The 17,439-nt window shown below is 55.1% G+C and carries 19 protein-coding genes and 2 tRNA genes; 11 read left to right on the plus strand and 10 right to left on the minus strand.

What is annotated here, in order from left to right; genetic code table 11:
• Positions 1–114: 114 nt before the first annotated feature.
• Positions 115–837 carry a sulfite exporter TauE/SafE family protein gene (locus tag QV747_RS06885; protein ID WP_197053887.1) on the plus strand — a complete coding sequence of 241 codons (723 nt, stop codon included), beginning with the start codon at positions 115–117 and terminating at the stop codon, positions 835–837.
• 213 nt (positions 838–1,050) lie between these two features.
• On the opposite strand, the gene QV747_RS06890 is transcribed toward QV747_RS06885, so the two are convergent.
• Both QV747_RS06890 and QV747_RS06895 read right to left on the minus strand, forming a co-directional pair.
• Positions 1,051–1,440 (minus strand): tyrosine-type recombinase/integrase, encoded by a 390-nt coding sequence (locus QV747_RS06890; RefSeq protein ID WP_197053886.1) that lies wholly within the window; start codon positions 1,438–1,440, stop codon positions 1,051–1,053.
• A gap of 117 nt (positions 1,441–1,557) precedes the next feature.
• Positions 1,558–2,256 carry a hypothetical protein gene (locus QV747_RS06895; protein WP_156129079.1) on the minus strand — a complete coding sequence of 233 codons (699 nt, stop codon included), beginning with the start codon at positions 2,254–2,256 and terminating at the stop codon, positions 1,558–1,560.
• 519 nt (positions 2,257–2,775) lie between these two features.
• Here QV747_RS06895 and QV747_RS06900 point away from each other — a divergent pair.
• Positions 2,776–3,585 (plus strand): hypothetical protein, encoded by an 810-nt coding sequence (locus QV747_RS06900; protein WP_047396202.1) that lies wholly within the window; start codon positions 2,776–2,778, stop codon positions 3,583–3,585.
• A gap of 72 nt (positions 3,586–3,657) precedes the next feature.
• Here QV747_RS06900 and QV747_RS06905 read toward each other — a convergent pair whose 3' ends face one another.
• The 3 genes from QV747_RS06905 to QV747_RS06915 are packed head-to-tail and all read right to left on the minus strand — an operon-like array spanning position 3,658 to position 6,747.
• Positions 3,658–5,313 (minus strand): AAA family ATPase, encoded by a 1,656-nt coding sequence (locus QV747_RS06905; protein ID WP_273430048.1) that lies wholly within the window; start codon positions 5,311–5,313, stop codon positions 3,658–3,660.
• Positions 5,310–6,521, minus strand: a complete 1,212-nt coding sequence (locus QV747_RS06910) for an Arm DNA-binding domain-containing protein (RefSeq protein ID WP_273430049.1) — start codon at positions 6,519–6,521, stop codon at positions 5,310–5,312. The genes QV747_RS06905 and QV747_RS06910 overlap by 4 nt, the downstream gene beginning before the upstream one ends.
• Before the next feature lie 10 nt (positions 6,522–6,531).
• Positions 6,532–6,747 (minus strand): hypothetical protein, encoded by a 216-nt coding sequence (locus tag QV747_RS06915; protein ID WP_047396199.1) that lies wholly within the window; start codon positions 6,745–6,747, stop codon positions 6,532–6,534.
• 154 nt (positions 6,748–6,901) lie between these two features.
• Here QV747_RS06915 and QV747_RS16620 point away from each other — a divergent pair, with 154 nt between their 5' ends.
• Positions 6,902–7,132, plus strand: a complete 231-nt coding sequence (locus QV747_RS16620; protein ID WP_047396196.1) for a helix-turn-helix transcriptional regulator — start codon at positions 6,902–6,904, stop codon at positions 7,130–7,132.
• A gap of 457 nt (positions 7,133–7,589) precedes the next feature.
• On the opposite strand, the gene QV747_RS06920 is transcribed toward QV747_RS16620, so the two are convergent.
• Both QV747_RS06920 and QV747_RS06925 read right to left on the minus strand, forming a co-directional pair.
• Positions 7,590–7,665, minus strand: a tRNA-Met gene (locus QV747_RS06920).
• A 49-nt stretch (positions 7,666–7,714) separates the two neighbouring features.
• A tRNA-Met gene (locus QV747_RS06925) sits at positions 7,715–7,790 on the minus strand.
• Positions 7,791–7,972: 182 nt separating this feature from the next.
• Here QV747_RS06925 and QV747_RS06930 point away from each other — a divergent pair.
• Positions 7,973–8,758, plus strand: coding sequence for a threonine/serine exporter family protein (locus QV747_RS06930; protein ID WP_273430050.1), 786 nt, complete (start codon positions 7,973–7,975; stop codon positions 8,756–8,758).
• A gap of 4 nt (positions 8,759–8,762) precedes the next feature.
• A complete protein-coding gene (locus tag QV747_RS06935) occupies positions 8,763–9,221 on the plus strand; it encodes a threonine/serine exporter family protein (protein ID WP_273430051.1) in 459 nt (152 codons plus the stop codon).
• 15 nt (positions 9,222–9,236) lie between these two features.
• Here the strand turns inward: QV747_RS06935 and QV747_RS06940 are convergent, their stop codons facing one another.
• Positions 9,237–9,851, minus strand: a complete 615-nt coding sequence (locus QV747_RS06940; protein WP_273430052.1) for a GDSL-type esterase/lipase family protein — start codon at positions 9,849–9,851, stop codon at positions 9,237–9,239.
• Positions 9,852–9,962: 111 nt separating this feature from the next.
• On the opposite strand from QV747_RS06940, the gene QV747_RS06945 reads away from it, so the two are divergent.
• Both QV747_RS06945 and QV747_RS06950 read left to right on the plus strand, forming a co-directional pair.
• A complete protein-coding gene (locus QV747_RS06945) occupies positions 9,963–10,787 on the plus strand; it encodes an arylamine N-acetyltransferase (protein ID WP_273430053.1) in 825 nt (274 codons plus the stop codon).
• Positions 10,778–11,434: an SOS response-associated peptidase gene (locus QV747_RS06950; protein ID WP_273430054.1), complete on the plus strand. Its 657-nt coding sequence runs from the start codon at positions 10,778–10,780 to the stop codon at positions 11,432–11,434. The genes QV747_RS06945 and QV747_RS06950 overlap by 10 nt, the downstream gene beginning before the upstream one ends.
• Positions 11,435–11,536: 102 nt before the next feature.
• Here the strand turns inward: QV747_RS06950 and QV747_RS06955 are convergent, their stop codons facing one another.
• Positions 11,537–12,439 (minus strand): energy-coupling factor ABC transporter permease, encoded by a 903-nt coding sequence (locus tag QV747_RS06955; RefSeq protein ID WP_273430055.1) that lies wholly within the window; start codon positions 12,437–12,439, stop codon positions 11,537–11,539.
• Positions 12,440–12,734: 295 nt separating this feature from the next.
• Positions 12,735–13,076 carry a hypothetical protein gene (locus QV747_RS06960; RefSeq protein WP_273430056.1) on the minus strand — a complete coding sequence of 114 codons (342 nt, stop codon included), beginning with the start codon at positions 13,074–13,076 and terminating at the stop codon, positions 12,735–12,737.
• On the opposite strand from QV747_RS06960, the gene QV747_RS06965 reads away from it, so the two are divergent.
• From QV747_RS06965 to QV747_RS06980, 4 genes are read left to right on the plus strand one after another with little or no spacing between them, the layout of a single operon-like run.
• The gene (locus QV747_RS06965; RefSeq protein WP_273430057.1) at positions 13,075–14,985 is read left to right on the plus strand and encodes a molybdopterin oxidoreductase family protein; all 1,911 of its coding nucleotides are present in this window, start codon (positions 13,075–13,077) and stop codon (positions 14,983–14,985) included. The genes QV747_RS06960 and QV747_RS06965 overlap by 2 nt on opposite strands.
• Before the next feature lie 20 nt (positions 14,986–15,005).
• Positions 15,006–16,076 (plus strand): 4Fe-4S dicluster domain-containing protein, encoded by a 1,071-nt coding sequence (locus QV747_RS06970; RefSeq protein ID WP_273430058.1) that lies wholly within the window; start codon positions 15,006–15,008, stop codon positions 16,074–16,076.
• Entirely contained in the window at positions 16,076–16,954 is an 879-nt protein-coding gene (locus QV747_RS06975; RefSeq protein ID WP_273430059.1) for an FAD/NAD(P)-binding protein, read from the plus strand. The genes QV747_RS06970 and QV747_RS06975 overlap by 1 nt, the downstream gene beginning before the upstream one ends.
• The gene (locus QV747_RS06980; protein ID WP_273430060.1) at positions 16,951–17,439 is read left to right on the plus strand and encodes a hydrogenase maturation protease; all 489 of its coding nucleotides are present in this window, start codon (positions 16,951–16,953) and stop codon (positions 17,437–17,439) included. Before QV747_RS06975 ends, QV747_RS06980 begins: the two co-directional genes overlap by 4 nt.

A 17,439-nucleotide genomic window follows, 5' to 3' on the forward strand; every position in this document is an offset into this window, starting at 1 on the left:
GATTGAACTACCACCAAATGGTTAGTTTGCCGTCACTTAAGACCAACCCTGAATAGGCATAGATAGCAAACACAGCGTCAGCCGATAATGGCAGACACTCCCATAGGATCAACCATGCTCGCCAGCGCCCTGATTTTTCTTGCCGCTCTGCTGTATTCCTCCGTCGGTCATGGCGGGGCATCGGGCTATCTGGCGGTAATGGCATTGCTCGGCTTTGCCCCCGAAGTAATGAAACCGGCTGCACTCGCGCTGAATGTGCTGGTGGCCGGTTTAGCTAGCTGGAAATTTATCCGTGCCGGCGCCTTTTCCCGTCCGATTTTTATCCCGCTGGTAATCGCATCCGTACCGATGGCTGCACTGGGTGGCGCTATGCATCTGCCCGGCAACAGCTACCGGGTTTTGCTAGGCGTCGTGCTAATTGCAGCTGCGGCATGGTCGGTATTCCGCCTGCAACTCAATCAGGTTCATCCGGCCCGCCCGGCTCCGCAGGCTGCGCTGTTACTGGCAGGGGCCAGCATAGGCCTAATATCGGGACTGACTGGCGTGGGTGGCGGAATTTTTCTATCACCGCTACTGCTGATTACCGGTTGGGCCAGTATTCGCTGCACAGCGGGCATTTCGGCTGCATTTATCCTGTTCAATTCGCTGGCTGGACTAGCCGGCTTATGGTTTAAAGGCAGCCACTTTCCGGTCGAGCTGCCCTGGTGGGCCCTAGCTGCGGGTCTGGGCGGCTGGATCGGCGCAGAGCTGGGCGCTCGTCATTTGACCAGCACCGCCTTGCGCAGTCTGCTCAGTCTGGTGCTACTAATCGCCGGTGGAAAGATGTTGCTGACTTAGCAAGTGGTTGAAAAAACCGGGTAACGACTCAGGTAGGGCTGACGTGCTTTTATATAGTGCTTGGCAGGAAATCCTCGGTTTTTCCTGCCGCATCTTGTTTCTTTTATTGCCAGACAGTATTTTTCTAGTGGGATCTGCTGATTGGCAAAATCCGCCCAACGCGGCCAAAGTGTGTAGAGACTACCCCACTCCGCACAATCAAGGGATCACCGCTTATTCCGTGCTGTCCGGTGGCCGATGTCCCCGCATGATGCTGGCCATCTGGGCCATATCGGTATGCAGATACAGCGAGGTAGTCGCCACGTCTTCATGCCCCAAGATTTTCGCCACCGCCTGCAAAGGATGGCCGTCATTGACCAGGCGGGTGGCCAGTGTATGGCGTAGCCAATGGGCACTGGCCTGACTCAGTTCTTCGGCGGCGGCTGGATCGGTGTCGCGCGCGAGGCTGGCTGCGTGCTGCATGGCTTCTTTGATAATCCGGTGCAGATTGGCGGTGGAGATGCCTTGACCATTGCGTTTGGCATACAGCGGTTCGCTACTCACCCCGGGAATGGGCAGGGGCGATAAGCCACTGGCCGTACGGTAGGCGGCCAATGCGGACAAAACGGCTAGAAAACTCGGCTCGATTCATACTTGAGCTAATTCACTTCATAACCAGTGATTCTAGCACTTTGACTGGACTCCATTTAGAGAATTAATCCTCATATTTATATTCCCTTCTCACCATTCGTTGCGCCATATCTCTAAGCATTCAAAGACGAGAGAGAGCCGGATCGATATGACTGCATCGCCGCGTTTGTTACTACCCAATATCACCCCAGAAGGGTACGCGCCAGAAAATTCATCTGTAAGCATGTTGTACTCAGTAACCTTTTGAAGTAAACCGCCACTAATCCCGTGAAGATCAGGTAAATTGATGCGATCGCATTCTCCTTGTTTTCGCCCTAAACCGGGATGGCTTGTAGCAATATGATGCACAGGGCTATATATGCGATCAGGCAACACAGTGTTAGTTATATCTACCATGGTATAACGCAATCCTTCTGACCTAAATTCTCCTGGTACTTTTGCCGTCCGATTGGCAAGGTGGCTGTTGCGCTTATACGGATATCCCAAAGCCTGATAAAATCCAGAGTTAATACTAAGTCCTTTGATATAAAGGTCTTGTGTTACAAACCGATAATTAGCTGTTTGAAGTTCTAGGCGTTTAGGCATCTGTATGACACCAATATCAAGTGGGTCATCTTCCCTACTTATCATAAGGTCCATATTCGAAGTCAGGGCTTGAAGCCCATTTACTTCATAAAACTCTGAACCAATATAGATGTAGACTTTCTGCCCCTTCAAAAGGTCGATTACATGCGCAGCGGTTACTAGGAAACGTTTTCCTTTGTATTCCAGCAGGATTCCGCTTCCCATTGAGGTGTACTTGCGATCACCCTTGGAGTATGTGTAAAACGGAAACACCGACTTCATGTACATTGGTCAGCTAGCCTTATGTTTGTTAAACCGTACCTAGTTTTCTAGATCCTAACGAGTCAGTAGCAATCTTTCACTGGATTATGCAGATTTGCCGGTTTAGCCGATATGCGCTACCCCGAGTGCAATAAGCATTTCAGGCTTATGTCAGCTGGCAGGATATTGTCGGCCGACGCCTTAGCTAACGCAAAAGTAAGAAGGCTCATGTGGTAACAGAATAAATGAGTGGCAGCGTGGACCGAATTCCAGCCCCTCGGAGCGACCAATTTGGCCAGACATTCTTTGCTGATACCTATGTTAGCCATGCTTTTTACAATTGAACGACCAGAGTTGGTGACACCTGCTGTCAGATCGTGAAAAATAGCAGCACAGCCTCGGTAAGCAGCAGGAAACTCGCACCGTAAAGAAGCGGACCTCAAGCGGGTCATAGAGGCAAAACTGCGATAATAGGTCTATTCCATGCAGCACGATTACCATTTTGAGCCTTACGAACGCAAAAGTGACTTCTCGCAAGCCAAGCTTATTATTATCTTTAGCCTGATATCGCTTATCGTCCTATATCTGGCTTATACCCAAGGTTTACTCCCTCACTACACCTTGGTCGTCGAGGGCAATACAGTGACTTTTGTTCGGGATGATCCTGCGTATCTGGCAGAACAAAAGAAAATCGAAGACGCAAATCGGCAGATCTATAAGGTCAATGGGGTCGAAGTTTCCGAAGAGGAATACAACGCGGCTCTTCAGCACAATCAACGCATGGCTGAGCAGCAGATACAAAGCCAAGCGCAACCCGAAAATCCTCAGCAAAGCGCGCCAGAGGAATCCGATCAATATCACTCAGGCAGTAATGAGGTCCCAACCGGGCAGGCGGTCAAATGCCTGGATGCTTCCAATCGCGTGGTTTATCAAGCCCAACCCTGCTCTGCTACAGGCCTTCGTAAAACCGATATGGGAATTGGTGCCGTCTCTAACGCTCAGACCTATAGCTATAAAGACGCCGAGGCGCGCAAAGAAGCCAATACTGTTTATAAGGTTGATGGTCGAGTTGTGTCTAAAGCGGAATTTGATGCGGTGCAGGAGCACAATCAGCGAGTGAAGAAACAGAACGAGGCCCTGCGTGCTCAATATTGCCAAAGCCTTGAGCAGCGCCGGGAAAACCTTCGTTCCATGCAGCGTGTCGATTCAAATCAATGGTATCGCGATGAGTACAACCGGCTTTCCAAAGAATGGCAGGATAAGTGTTTAGGCTGGACCCAAGCGTGGTCGTGATCAGCCCACTGCCAATTCAAAACAAAACCCAGCATCCGCTGGGTTTTGTTTACTGAGTACTTCAATATCGGTTTATGGCAGAAAACCGATTGCCTGCTTTGCGGGCTGAATGCTCATCTGAGGTGGCAAGCAGGGCTGCAGATTATGTTGATGTGCTAAAAGTTCAGGCAGACTATATCTCTGCACAGCAGCTTCAACCGCGCTTTGAATATTCAGTTGCAGCGTACGGATACTCCGAGAGCGGGTAGCCAACTGAAGGGCCAAGCTGTCGGGTAGCTCCGCGGTGAAATACGCCTGAACCCCCATCTCTTGCACGATCCGGCTATAGAGCTGCCGAGCCATGGCCAGTAACTGCTCAGGGTTGGGCCGTCTAATCCCAATTTGCTCGACTCGGCTAAGTAGAGGCGCCCCCAAGCCATCCGTGGTATTGCTGGTGAGGATAAAGCTCACATGAGACAAATTCAGCGGCGGAACAATGAAGTTATCCTGAAAGGCTTGGCTGTTCTCTGGTTCAAGCAGCATCAAAAGCACATCCTGCAAACCGTTATCCCGATCTTTGAGCACCTTATCGACTTCTTCGATCACGATGATTGGATTGGCCACTTCCGATTCAGCTAGAAATTGGGCAATGCGACCAGGGCAAGCGTTCTGCCAATTCGGGGAAGAGCCCACCAGCAGCATTTGATCGCCATTGCCGGCCATATCGATTTTGAAGCGAGGTAAGCCAAGTACTTCGGCGATTTGTCCGCAAACCCAGCTTTTAGAATTGCCGGGTTCACCAGTTAGCAGAATCGGCCGAAAGCCCAGCGGTTTACCGCCAAGGGTGCGCACTTTGGTTTGAGCACAAATGGTCTCCAGCACAGCGCGCAGATGACTCTCGGCACCCAGTTGCGCGCACCAATCCTGCATGTTTTGGCACACTTCTAGTGTGGCCGCTTGCAGAGGCTTGGGCAGAATAAGGGGCGCCAGCATCGATGCCTGTCGATCTTTCAGCGTATCGATTTGTCGCTGCAGCCGAATTGGATCCACAAGATGCATACCGTCTTCGTGCAAGACCGGTGGCAATCGGTATCCGAGCGTCAAAACATGTGCGGACCAGCCCTCGGGAAGGATCTCGCGTGGAACGATGAAATCCATATTGGAATCACGCAGCAGCTGCTGTACTGAGATCGATGTCAGGTCCAAGTGACGTACATAAACTAAAGCGCGATGATGGGTCACTTGGCCACCAGTAGAGATATCAATCGACTCCCAAAAGCTCAGCTCTTCCAAGCGATCGATGACCATAAAGTCATACCCGTGTTGAGAAGCCAGTAATCGGCAAGCGCAGAGTTGTTCCGATTCGGGTTCCACCGGCAAATGAAACAGGCGGGCCCGAGGTGGGTGAGTGGGCCATCCTTCCCCAAAGATATCCTGCAAGGATATAAACCAGCCGGGTGGCTTTTGCAGAAATGCATGGTCTGGAAACAGCGCATCCATCGTATCCATGAGCTCGTCCGCATATAAGTCATCAGGTGGCGGGAAATCCAGTTCACGCACGATTTGTTCTTCAATCAATTCGGCTTCAGGACCGTGGGCCAGCCACAACAAGCGTTTGAGATGTGGGGGACGAGGTGGATTCATCACGACGAGCTCTCGCAGATGGTTAGACGCAGTTTTGGCGCGTTCAAGGAAGTCGGGCTTTTCAACAAAAGGCCCTTGGGCTGCAAAATAAGTAAATGAGCTCATACGCCACCTTCCTGTTTATCGATCACCTGATTGGCCAGTAATAACTGCTCAAAGGCAGAACCATCTCGTCGTGTGAGATTGGGTACATAACGGGAGTAAACCTTGAACAGCATTTCGGTCGTGGCATGCCCCATTTGCCGGGCTATCCACTCGGGCGCCTCCCCTGCCGCAAGCCATAAAGTCGCAGCGGTGTGGCGGGTTTGGTAAGGCCTGCGGCGGGCTAACCCAAGTCTGGCTAATAAGGGATACCAAACGCGCTTCGTCACATTGTTGTGATCAATGGGCGCCCCCTGCAGGTTGCAAAACACGTAGGGCGATAAATGGGCAGTCGCTTTGTATTGCTGCTGAAGCGCCAGATAAACTGGCTCACTCATCGCAATGTCGCGCTGTGATGAATCGGTTTTGGTGTAGTCCTCTTCGCCATATACGATCGTTTCCCGGATCAGAATCTGGCGACGCTCGAAATCGACATAGGACCATTTCAAACCATCGATTTCACCGGTCCGCATCCCTGTAAAGAAACGAACGATGTAATAGTTCCGGAAATCTGGTCGCACCGTATCGATGATCCGCTTGACCTCTTGGAGACTAAACGGCTGCACATCAGACTTAGGCACCTTCAGCGGTTTGATTCGCACATAGGGCGTGGTAAAGTCATAGCGGTCGGCGGCTTCCTCAAGGATTCTCCTCAAGGGGTCCATAATCTTGTTAATACGGTTGGCAGATAAAGATGCGTTCCCATTTCGGCCGGATACTTTGGCGAGTGATGACCGAAATTTGAGCAAATCTGCACGAGTGATAGCCCCGACCCTTACTGCTCCAAACTCAGGCAGATAGTACTTATCTATACAGCCCTGAATGGTCACGATATAAGATCGCCGCCAGGCAATCTTATTTTCGGCTAGCCAGTCGTGGATAAAGTCTATAAACAATGGCGTTTTAGACGCAGCTAATTGCCCTTCAGATGATATTTCTTCCGTTGGCGCCTTCTTGGCCGGAATTTGAGTTTCTTTTCGCTTTGGGAAAAAAGATTCATATTTGAACCGCCCTAGGCTAATTTCTGACTCAATCTGCTGTAGCTTTTTTTCAAGCTTTCGACGGTTGGCTGGAGTATCTTTCAACTCTGTCTGTTCACGACATCGTCGCCCTTCCCAACGAAAGTCAATGAAAAGCTGGCCAGATTCCTTGCGTACACGAATAGCCCCCATCATTGCCCCCTTAGCACGCCATCGGCATAGCAATTGAGTCAGTTGATGAGGCCAACATGTCCGCCTCTATAACCTCCCAAATAAAAAGAAGTTTTCGCCGCCCAAAGGGGCGTATGTAGTGACGTCCCTCAATCAAACAGTTATCAAGTAGTTGGTTTCGAATTGTTCTTGGCTCGTAGTGAATACGAGCGGCCAATTCTTCAGTCGTCAGATAAGTCATGGTCATCTTTATGCTCCTGCGTGTTAGACTAACATTCACTAGAACAACAAAAAATCACTCAAAGCGAAATAATGTCGCCCTAAGCAACACAATAGCAACAAAAATGACAATCTAGAAATAAAAATATCGTCTTAGACGACATTTGTATGGGTTAAACAACATGATCAAGTGCCATCTCTCACGCCTAATGGGCGAAAAGAAAGTACGAATTGCAGACGTAGCCCGCGACACTGGACTTCATCGCGGCACCATCACACTACTTTATGAAGAAACCGCCCTTAGAGTGGATCTGGATGCACTAGATAAACTATGTAGCTATTTTGGTTGTCGAGTAGAAGATTTGTTCGAACACATTCCCGAAGCTGTGCCCAACACTCAAAAGGAAGACTAAGGAGTCTTTAGAAGGCGAAGAATTAGATGAAGCCCGAGCAACGCTCGGGCAAAAGCCAACAACCGGATTAACAATAAAAATCAGTAAGTTAAACCCAATATTAACTTGTACTTTAAGGGTGTTTTAAGACCAATAAGGTCAGTAACCCTGTGCCCATCTTGTGCCCAGAGCAGAGCAATATGGGCACAACTTCTCAAATTGCCCGAAGGTCAAAATTAGGGCGCATCGCATGCCAACTTAACCCAAGTCTACAATTTCACATGGCCAAAATCCCTCGCTAGGGCACTGCAACGTGAAATGCCCAAAGGTCAAAAAGCTGGTTTTTAAGTCGGAGATGGGCACGAAAAAGGCACAAAATGGGCACAAAAATCACCTTTGTGCCCACCCAGCACTTTCTAGCGCGCAGAAACAAAAAAGCCCTCGATCTATTTATTCAATAGAATCAAGGGCTTTCGATTGGTTGCGGGAACAGGACTCGAACCTGTGACCTTCGGGTTATGAGCCCGACGAGCTTCCAACTGCTCCATCCCGCGTCAGGATGTTTACTGCACAATCTGGTTGTAACAACCAAATCGTAGAATTTGGTTGCGGGAGCAGGACTCGAACCTGCGACCTTCGGGTTATGAGCCCGACGAGCTTCCAACTGCTCCATCCCGCGACAGAGGGGTGAACTATATAGCTCAAGCCGCGGGCTGTCAAATTTATTTGCCGTTTCCAGCCGATATTGGTGATTTTCACAGCAGCGCTGTTGCTGCCGGCATGCCGTTTTGATGCTTGGCAAGATCGCGGCGACGGTTTTCACCTACAATCTGGCGCATCTTCTCCCCCGGCAGGCTACCCATGCAAACCATTGCAACTGCTCCGGTTTTACCGCTGGATGACATCCTGAATCTTACGCTGGAAGCGGGCTTACTGATGCATCAATCGGGCGCGGGCACGCACCGTACTTCGGCGGCGATGCAGCGGATTGCCAAAGCGCTGGGGGCGGCGCGAGTGGAGGTGATGATTTCATCGACCAATATCGGCGTCTCGGTCGAGCGGGCCGAAACCGCCGGCCACGAAACCCTCACCGCCTTTCGTAAAGCACCACATATGGGCGCGAATTTTGCCGCGCTGTCGGCGGTGCGCCGCTGGTTGCATCAGCTCGAGCAGGGCGAGCTCGATAGCCAGAGCGCCAAATTGCAATTGGCCGAGATCGCCCGCCGACCTACGCATTATCCGCGCTGGGCGATCACCGCCATGGTGGGTATCTCTTGCGGAGCCTTTGCAGCATTGTTTGGCGGCGATATACCCGCCATATTGGCCACCACGATTGGGGCGGCCTGTGGCATGGCGGTGCGCTTTGCGCTGGTATTGCGGCATTTCAAACCATCGATTTTTGCTACGGCGGCCAGCTTTGTTGGCCTGTTGTGTACCGGCGTACTGGCGCATTGGTTTAGCCAAACCCCCGATGCGGCACGGGCCGCTTCGGTGCTGTTTTTGATTCCGGGGGTGCCGCTGATTAATGGCGCGTCGGATTTACTGAATGGCAATTACCTCAATGGCATGGTGCGCTTTGCCATGAGTGCGGTGATTATTTTCGGCATTGCAGTGGGCGTGAGTATCGCGCTGCGGATTTTGGGGTAAAAACATGGCCAGCTGGTTACTCGAATCATGGGCGGCCCCGGCAGCGCTGGGTTTTGCCATGCTGTTTAATGTGCCACCGCGCACGCTGTGGGTTTGCGGCAGCCTGGCGATTGCCGGCCATGCCTGTCGCAAGCTGGTAATGGTGCTGGGCGGCGATATTGTCTTGGGTACGCTGTGCGCCGGCTTGCTAATTGGCATCGTGGCGGAATGGTGGGGTAGCCGCCAGGATCAGCCCGGGGCGATTTTTGCAGTTAGCGCGGCGATTCCGATGGTGCCGGGCACTTATATGTATAAAGCGGTGCAAGGTTTGCTCGGCATCGCCACCCTGCCGCATGGCGCCGATGGCACGCAATTGCTGGTCAGCGCCGGGGTGAGCGGCGTGACGGCGGCCATGATCGTGATCGCACTGGCTTTTGGTGTAGCGGCGCCAATGCTGCTGTGGCCGCGTACGGCCCAGCATTAAGTCGGCCCGCGAGACTTAGCGCGCGCCCAGTTGCTGCAGCTGGCGCGCCAACTCATCGGCCATGCGCTGGTAGCCAGCGGCATTCGGGTGCACGGTATCGCTCTTGAGACTGGCTTGCGCCAGTAGATCTTCTAGCAGGGTATCGTTCAGCGGAACTTGATATTCCTTGGCTAGCTCAGCATACAAGGGGTGGGTATCAAGACCCAAACCCAGCTTGGGCACGCCAATCAGCAAAACCGGAATCTGCCGCGCCTGCAGCAGCGCCAACATCTCACGCAAGGCCGACTGGGTTTGCGCCACAGGCAGGCGCTGCAGAAAATCATTGCCGCCCAAACACAGCAGCACTAATTTGGGCTGCACTTCATCCAGCGTTGCCGCTAGCCGGGCAGCGCCCTGTGCGGCGGTTTCCCCGGGCACCCCGGCATTCACGATCTGCCAGCCGGTTTGTGCGGCCAGCCGCGCCGGATAGCTGGTGTCGGCCGTCGCGCCCGTGCCATAAGTGAGGCTATCGCCAAACGCCAGCACCACTGCCCCGGCCGGCACGGCGGGCAGCTTGGGCCCGCCGCAGCCGCTTAAACTCAGCCCCAGCATGATCAGGCTGGCCACAAGCCAGATTCGCCATTGCCGCATCGTTTTCTCCTGTTTCTGCTCTGACCTGCGCCACGGCCTGCGGTTCATCCGGCGGTACACGCGCGCCTCTTCACAGTAAAATCAAGCCTCACCATTGCGCAAGAGGCCAGTATGGATTGGATCGCTCGTTATCACGCCGCGTTGGGCTATACCCCGGCCGGCCCACTGGATCAGGCCAGCCTAGCCCGCCTGCATCGCGCCCATGTTACGGCCCTGCCCTTTGGTAATCTTGATCTACTCTTGGGCCGGCGGCCCGTGCTGAGCCCCACCGAGTTGGAGCGCAAAGTATTGCAAGAGCGCCGCCCAGCCTATTGCTATGAATTAAACACCCTGTTGGCAGATTATCTACAGCGGCAAGGCTTGCAGCCCACCACTCACCTCGCGCGCGTACTGCTGGAACAAACCCCGCGACAGGAAAAACCGCGCTCGCATCTGATCATCACCCTGCTGCTCAATGGCGAGCGCTGGTTGCTGGATGTGGGCTTTGGCGGTGGCGGGCTGTGCGAGCCGATTCCGCTGCGGGTGGATGAAACCTTCGATCAGGGGCAAGACCGCTATCGCCTACAGGCCGATGAAGAGGCCAGCGGCTGGTATCTGCAGCGCGAGCTGGATGGCCAGTGGCGGCAAATGTACTGGTTTGATCTCACCCCCAGCTACCCAGCCGATAGCGAAGTGAGCAACCATTTTGTTGCCACGCACCCGCAATCGCGCTTTATGCGCGAGCTGATGCTCACCCGCCTGTGCGCCGATGGCCGGCTGGTATTGCATAAAGGGCAACTCAGCCACCGCAGCCCGGCTGGCCAGCGCATTACCACCTTTAGCAGCGCCAGCGAGCTCGATACATTATTGCGCCGCGAATTTGGCGTGGCGCTGTCGCCCGCAGAATGCGCGCAACTGCTGCCGTTTGCGCTCGGCACTGCCACAGCATGTGCGTAAGTTTTGTGCCCTTGCCGCGGGCCGAGCTGGCCGGGCATTTTCATGCAGAGCCACCGCCCGATCAGTGGGCGGCCGAAGTCTGGCAAGATGATCTGGCGCCGATTATTTTGCCCGGCGATCAGGCCCGGCAAGCGGTATTGGCCAACTACGGCTTCTTGCCGCGCCAACAGCAAGCGCCCGGCGCCCGCTACAGCACGCTCAATGCCCGCGCCGAAACCATTGATCGGCTAATCAGCTATCGCCAAGCCTGGCAGCAATGTCAGCTGTGCTTGGTGCCGATGCGCGGGTTTTACGAGCCCTGCTATGAATCCGGCCGCGCCGAGCGCTATCAAATCGGCCTACTGGATGACGCGCCTTTTGCGGTGGCGGGTCTGTGGCGCAGCTGGCGCACGCCGGCCGGTAGCACCGAATACGCCTTCACTCAAATCACCATCAACGCCGACCAACACCCGCTCATGCGCCGCATGCACCAGCCCGGCGAAGAAAAACGCAGCTTGGTGATTATCCCGGCCACGCACTACGACGCGTGGCTCGATTGCCAAGTACCACAGCGCGCGCGGCAATGGTTGCAGCTGTATCCCGCGGATGCCATGCAGGCGCGGCCCTTGCCCAAACCACCCACCCCGCAGCTGGCCTTGCCGTTTTAGCGTTTACCTTAGATACAGCCCAATGCAGAGTGCCAGGGGCATACCCTGGCACCTATCCTGCCGCAAACCAATCTTGATCTTGCCTAGCGGGCTATACCCCGATTAAAACACCGAAGCCGTGCGGCGCCAGTATTGGGCAAGGCGCCCCAGCGCCAACGCGACCCCAGCCACCAGCAATACCCCCGCCAAGCCCGCCAGCCCGGTCGCCAACGCGCCTTCTGCCAGCCCCGCCACACTGTAATCAGCGAAGGGCGTCACCAGCAGCGGCGCACTTTCATGCAAAGCGCCATACCGGCTCAGCACCCACTCCAAGCCATCGGGATAGCTACTGGCATAAGGGCTGAGCAAAGTTGCAATCAGCACGGCAGCCAAGGCCGGCAAAGCCACCGGCGCGCGCGGCCGTGCGCGTAGTTCTGCACTGCACAGCGCGACCAGCAGCACGCTGAGCAAGGCTTCGCCCACGCCGATCAGCATATGCACGCCCAACATCGCCGGCAGCACCTGTGCCAGTGGCAAAGTACCGCTGAGAGCCAACTCCAGCGCACAAGCCACGGCAGCGAGCTGCAGCGAAAGCCACGCTGCCAGGGGTACGGCGAGCCACAGTGGCCAGCCCCGCCCACGCAAGCGCTGTAGCAGAAAGCCGCCCACCCCAGCGCCCAGCAGCGCCATATTCAGTACATTGGCGCCCAGCACCAGCAGCCCGCCATCGGCAAACACCAGCGCCTGAATACTCACCACCAGCGTCAGCGCCAAGACTGCCCAAGGGGTGCCCAATAAACTCGCCGCCAGTACGCCACCGAGCAAATGCCCAGAGGTGCCCAGCTGCACCGGAAAATTCAACATCTGCGCGGCAAAGATCAGCGCAGCCACCGCGGCAAAGCGCCCTAGCCCCGGTTGTTGCCGCGCCCGATAGGCCGCCCGCGCAGCCAGCGTGACACCGCCCACCGCCAGCAGCGCAGTCACCGGACACAGCGCGCCCTGCAGCATTTCATTAGGAATATGCATGAAATTAATCTCCGCTATTGCGAATCGGGATGCGCTTATTCTTCTCGCTCACTCGAACAAGGCATTTGATTTGGCGCAACGTTCGGCAGAAACGAAAGATTAAACTGCATTGAAAACGCAATTCACCTCCCGCACCGCGGGATTAAAAAAACCAAGTAATTGCCAGAAGTAGCACCGCGCGATTTAGCAGCAGTAGAAAGTCGGCGATTTGTAATTGAGATTTAATTTCAATTAAGCCAAGCCTTCACCCCACGGGTGATGCATTTGGATCGCCGGCCACGCTGGATCGCAGTAGCTACTTGATAATTAAAGGGATGTAGAGTCGAGCCATGCCTACTATCGCGCGCCCAGCACGGCGCCACGATTGCCGTGCGCCCTGTATCACTTTCGCAACCGGCCGCGCACGAATTAATACGTCAATTAAATTGACTTTATTTGGCGACACTTTTATTTCCACCCAATTGATTGCTCGCCATTTCCACCCCAATGCGCTCACCCAAGGCATTGCAGCGTACCAGATGGCAGTAAGTGCAGAAATGCAGCAGCTATTTAGTGCTAAAAGCAGGCGCGCGGTATTACCGGCGCCTTTTTTATTGTCGGCAAGTCGTTGCGTGAATTGAAAGGCTGGTAAATCCATGAATCTCGCTCATTACAAGCCGTGTGTGTGCAATCTGTGCGGTACCGGCTGTGGCCAGTTTCTGAACACCGATGGGCAGCGGGTGTACGGCGTGGCGCCGCTGATCACCCACCCGGTGAGCAAGGGCAAATTGTGCATTCGCGGCTGGCACGCCAATGAATTACTCAACACCCACGAGCGCATCACCACCCCGCTCATTCGCGAACACGGCGAGCTGCGCCCGGCCAGCTACGACGAAGCCATCGCCAAGGTGATGAGCACACTGCAAACATTCAAGGGTGAAGCAGGCGAGATTGGCGTGCTAGCGTCGGCGCGCTCATCCAACGAAGATGGCTACACGCTGGCGCGCTTGAGCCGCGAAGTGCTGAAAACCCAGCTGCGCGGCATTGGCGCCGAAGCTGGCCACCGCAAGAGCATGGATTCGCTGCGCCACGCCTTTGGCTACCCCGGCGCGCATGGCAGCCTCACCGCGATTGATCACGCCGACTATATTCTGGTCGTTGGCACCGACATCACCCGGCAAAACCCGATCATCGGCGGCAATATCCACGCCGCCCAGCGGCGCGGCGCGCGGGTGGTCACGCTCTCGAGCTCACGCACGCAGATCGCCAAGCTCTCGACCAAACACTTTCAGGAAAAACCGGGCACGCTGGGGCTGTTGGTCAATGCGCTGGGCAAATCGCTGATGGCGATCCGCACCGTCAACCATGATCGGCGCGCCAATATCGACAAACTGCCGGGCTATAGCGAATACGCGGCGTCGCTGCGCAGTATTTCCTCGGTGGCGCTCGAGCGCGCCAGCGGTATCCGCTACGAAGAAATCGAGGAAGAAGCCAAATACCTTGAGCACGCCAAATCAGTGGTGATTTTATTTTCCAGCGGTATTTCCGGGCTGGATCGCCCCACCATCGATGCCATTACCAATCTGGCGCTCCTCACCGACAGGATGGATCACCCGCATTCGGCGGTGATACCGGTAGCTGGGATTAGCAATCTGCAAGGCAGCTTTGATATGGGTATGTCGGGCGAGCTGGGCAATAGCGTGTTCAAAGCATTGGCCACCCCCGATTCGGCGATCAAAGCCTTGCTGGTGATTGACCACGACGACGGCATTATCCGCGATAAAGCCCGCATCGCTGCACTGGATTTCGTGGTGTATGCCTGCGCTTATAAAAATGCCTTTATGGAATTGGCCGACGTGGTGTTTCCGCTACCGGCCTACAACGAAACCGACGGCACCTACACCGCCGCGGATAAACGCGTACAGATCACGCGCCAGAATGTGGACAACAAACGGGGCATCTTGCCGGGCTGGAGCTTATGGCAACGTCTGGCGACGGCCGTGGGGCACCACTGGGGGTATCAAGACGCAGCCCACGTCTTTAAAGACATTGCCAAGCATACCCCTGGTTATACTGATCTGAGCCATGAATTATTAGGCAAAGGCTTTGGCCAGCACTGGAATCCGAAAGGCTTTGCCAGTAGCCGGCAGCGGCAATTTAACGCCATTAATATCGAATACTGGGAAGCGCCCACCAGCCCGCAATTTCCGTTCGCACTGATGATCGGCAAGGCGCAGCACTACTGGCATCAGAACAATCTGATGCGCAAAACCATCGTGCCACGCCGCGAATACGACCAGACGCTGTGGCTGTATCCGCAGGGCTATATCGAGATTTCGCCCGAGGATGCGACCCGCCTGAAGGTGAAGGACAAATGGCTGGTGAATGTGCGCTCCAGCATCGGCACCAGCATGAAGATCGCGGTGAAGATTTCGCCCGATGTGCAAACCGGCACCGCCTATATCCCCTACTTCATCAAAAACATGATTTCCGATTTCCTGCTGCCGTATGAAAACGCCTACGCAGCCGGCGAGGAAAGCGTGATTCCGATCCAGATCCAAGAATGACGAGCGGCAAGGAAACCATCATGTCCATGTACCTCCTCTCGGCGCACGACATCAGCGCGCTGGTGACTGAGCTGCAAGCCAGTTACGACGTTTACGGCCCGCAGGTGGAGCCGCAAACCAAGCAGGTGTTTTTCGATCAGCTGGCCTCGGCCGAAGCGCTGGATCTGGCCGCGCCGATTCCCTCCATGCCGGTGAAGGAAATCTTATTCCCGCAAATGGAGCGCATCCTGAAATACAAATACGACGCGCAAAGCCAGAGCGTGGAGCTGAGCAAGCAGTATTTCGAGCGGCCCAAAGTGCTGTTTGGCCTGCGCCCCTGTGATCTGTCGGGCATTTTGGTGCTGGATCGCTTCTTTCTCGGGCAAGAGTTTGTGGATGATGTTTACCTCACCCATCGACGCCAATGCCTGCTGATCAGTAATACCTGCCTGCACCCTTTCCCGCAGTGTTTCTGCGTTTGTACCCATTCGGGCCCCGATGCCGATGAGGGCTTTGATCTGGATTTAACGCAGCTTAAAGACGGCATTTTGGTGCGGGTGGGCAGCGAAAAAGGTCAGGCCCTGGCCGATGCGCACCAGTGGCCGGTGGCCAGCGCCGCCCACGCGGCGGAATTTAAAGCTGTGGTGGAGCGCAGTATTGATCTCTTTCCCGAGCTCGCCACCGACAACAAAGCCTGGGTGGCCAAGGTGATGAATCGCATCACCACCGGTTTTGTGAAGCCGGAAACCTGGGAATACATCGGCGATCAGTGTTTTGAATGCGGCGCCTGCTCTTTCGTTTGCCCAACCTGTAGCTGCTTCAACATCGAAGACTCGGCCACCGCCTGTGGCGAGTGCGAACGGCTGCGCATGCGCGATTCGTGCTCGTTTGAAGGCTATGCCCGCATGGCTGGCGACCACAACCCGCGCCAGCCGGTGGAAGACCGCCGCAATAAGCGCTTTTTCTGCAAGCTGTCTTACCCGCAATCGAAAAAATACCTGCGCCCCGGCTGTGTGGGCTGTGGCCGCTGCCAGTGGGTGTGCCCCGGCGATATTGGCCTACCCAATGTTGTGCAATACATCCGCCGCGAAATCACCGGAGGGCAAAACTGATGGCAAATTGTCACGGCAATCACGAGCACGGCAACTGTAAAACCACCGGCCTGTGCCCGATTGTGACCTTCCCCGAGGTGGTGAATATCGATGAGATTCGCGACGAAATCCCTGAGGTAAAGACCTTTTACCTGTCTTTTCCGAATAAAGACGTCGAGCGTGAATTTCGCATCAAATCGGGCCAATTCATTATGTGCACGGTGTTTGGCGCCGGTGAATTTGCCGTGTCGCTGCCGCCCAGCCCGGAAAACGATCGCTTTCATATTTCGGTGCGCGCCGTCGGCAAGGTGACCAACGCGCTACACGCGCTCAAACCCGGCGACAAGCTCGGCGTGCGCGGGCCATTTGGCAATGGCTTTCCGTTTGAAGACATCAAAGGCAAAAACATCATTTACGTGGCGGGCGGCATTGGGCTGATTCCGTTGCGCAGCTCGATCGTGCATGCGCTGCAACACCGCGAAGATTTCGGCCGCATCATCCTTTTGTATGGCGCGCGCAGCAGCCAGGACCTGATGTACCAGCCGGACATCAAGGAATGGCAGCAAAACGCGGGCTTCGAGACCTTTATCACCATTGATAAACCCGAAGCCGGTTGGAATGGCGAAGTGGGCTATGTGAACCAGATGATCGAAAAGGCCAAGGTGCCGGTCGATAACAGTGTGGCCTTTGTCTGCGGCCCGCCAGTGATGTTTAACAGCGTGATTGGCGAATTTTTAAAACGCGGTATGAGCGAAGACGCGATCATCTCGACGCTAGAGCGGCAGATGAAATGCGGCATTGGTAAATGCCAGCACTGCGCGGTAGGCCGCACGCTCGTCTGCACCGATGGGCCGGTTTATACCTATCGGCAAATCAAAACGCTGGGTGAACAGATATGAGCTTTACCCACGATTTGGCCCAAATATTCAGCCGCCCGACGCAGATTGTCGGTATTGGCAACCCGCTGCGCAGCGACGATGGCGTGGGCTGCTATATCGCCGACACCTTGGCCCAGCAGTTACCCGCCGGCAGCCCGCATGCGGCGCTGAATGTCGAAGACGTGATCGAAAACTATGTGTTTGCGCTGGCCGCGGGCCCGGCCGAGCACATCTTGCTGGTGGATGCGATCAGCGGCAGCGGGCAAGCACCCGGCTCGCTGGTCTTGGGCAAGCTGCGCGAGCTGGAAACCGGCGGAGGCTATTCCACCCACAAGTTGGCGCTCTCGATGGCCGCGCAATTACTCGAACAACAGGGCAAGCAGGTTTACCTGCTGGGTATCAGCGCCCACAACATCGACTTTGGCTTGCAGATGGAGCCAGCCATACAGGACAGCGCGGCGGCAGTGATTGATCTGCTGTGCCAGCACGCCGGAAGGAGCCACTAA

The organism is uncultured Chitinibacter sp. (assembly GCF_945957625.1).
GTDB classification, from domain to species: Bacteria; Pseudomonadota; Gammaproteobacteria; order Burkholderiales; family Chitinibacteraceae; genus Chitinibacter; species Chitinibacter tainanensis.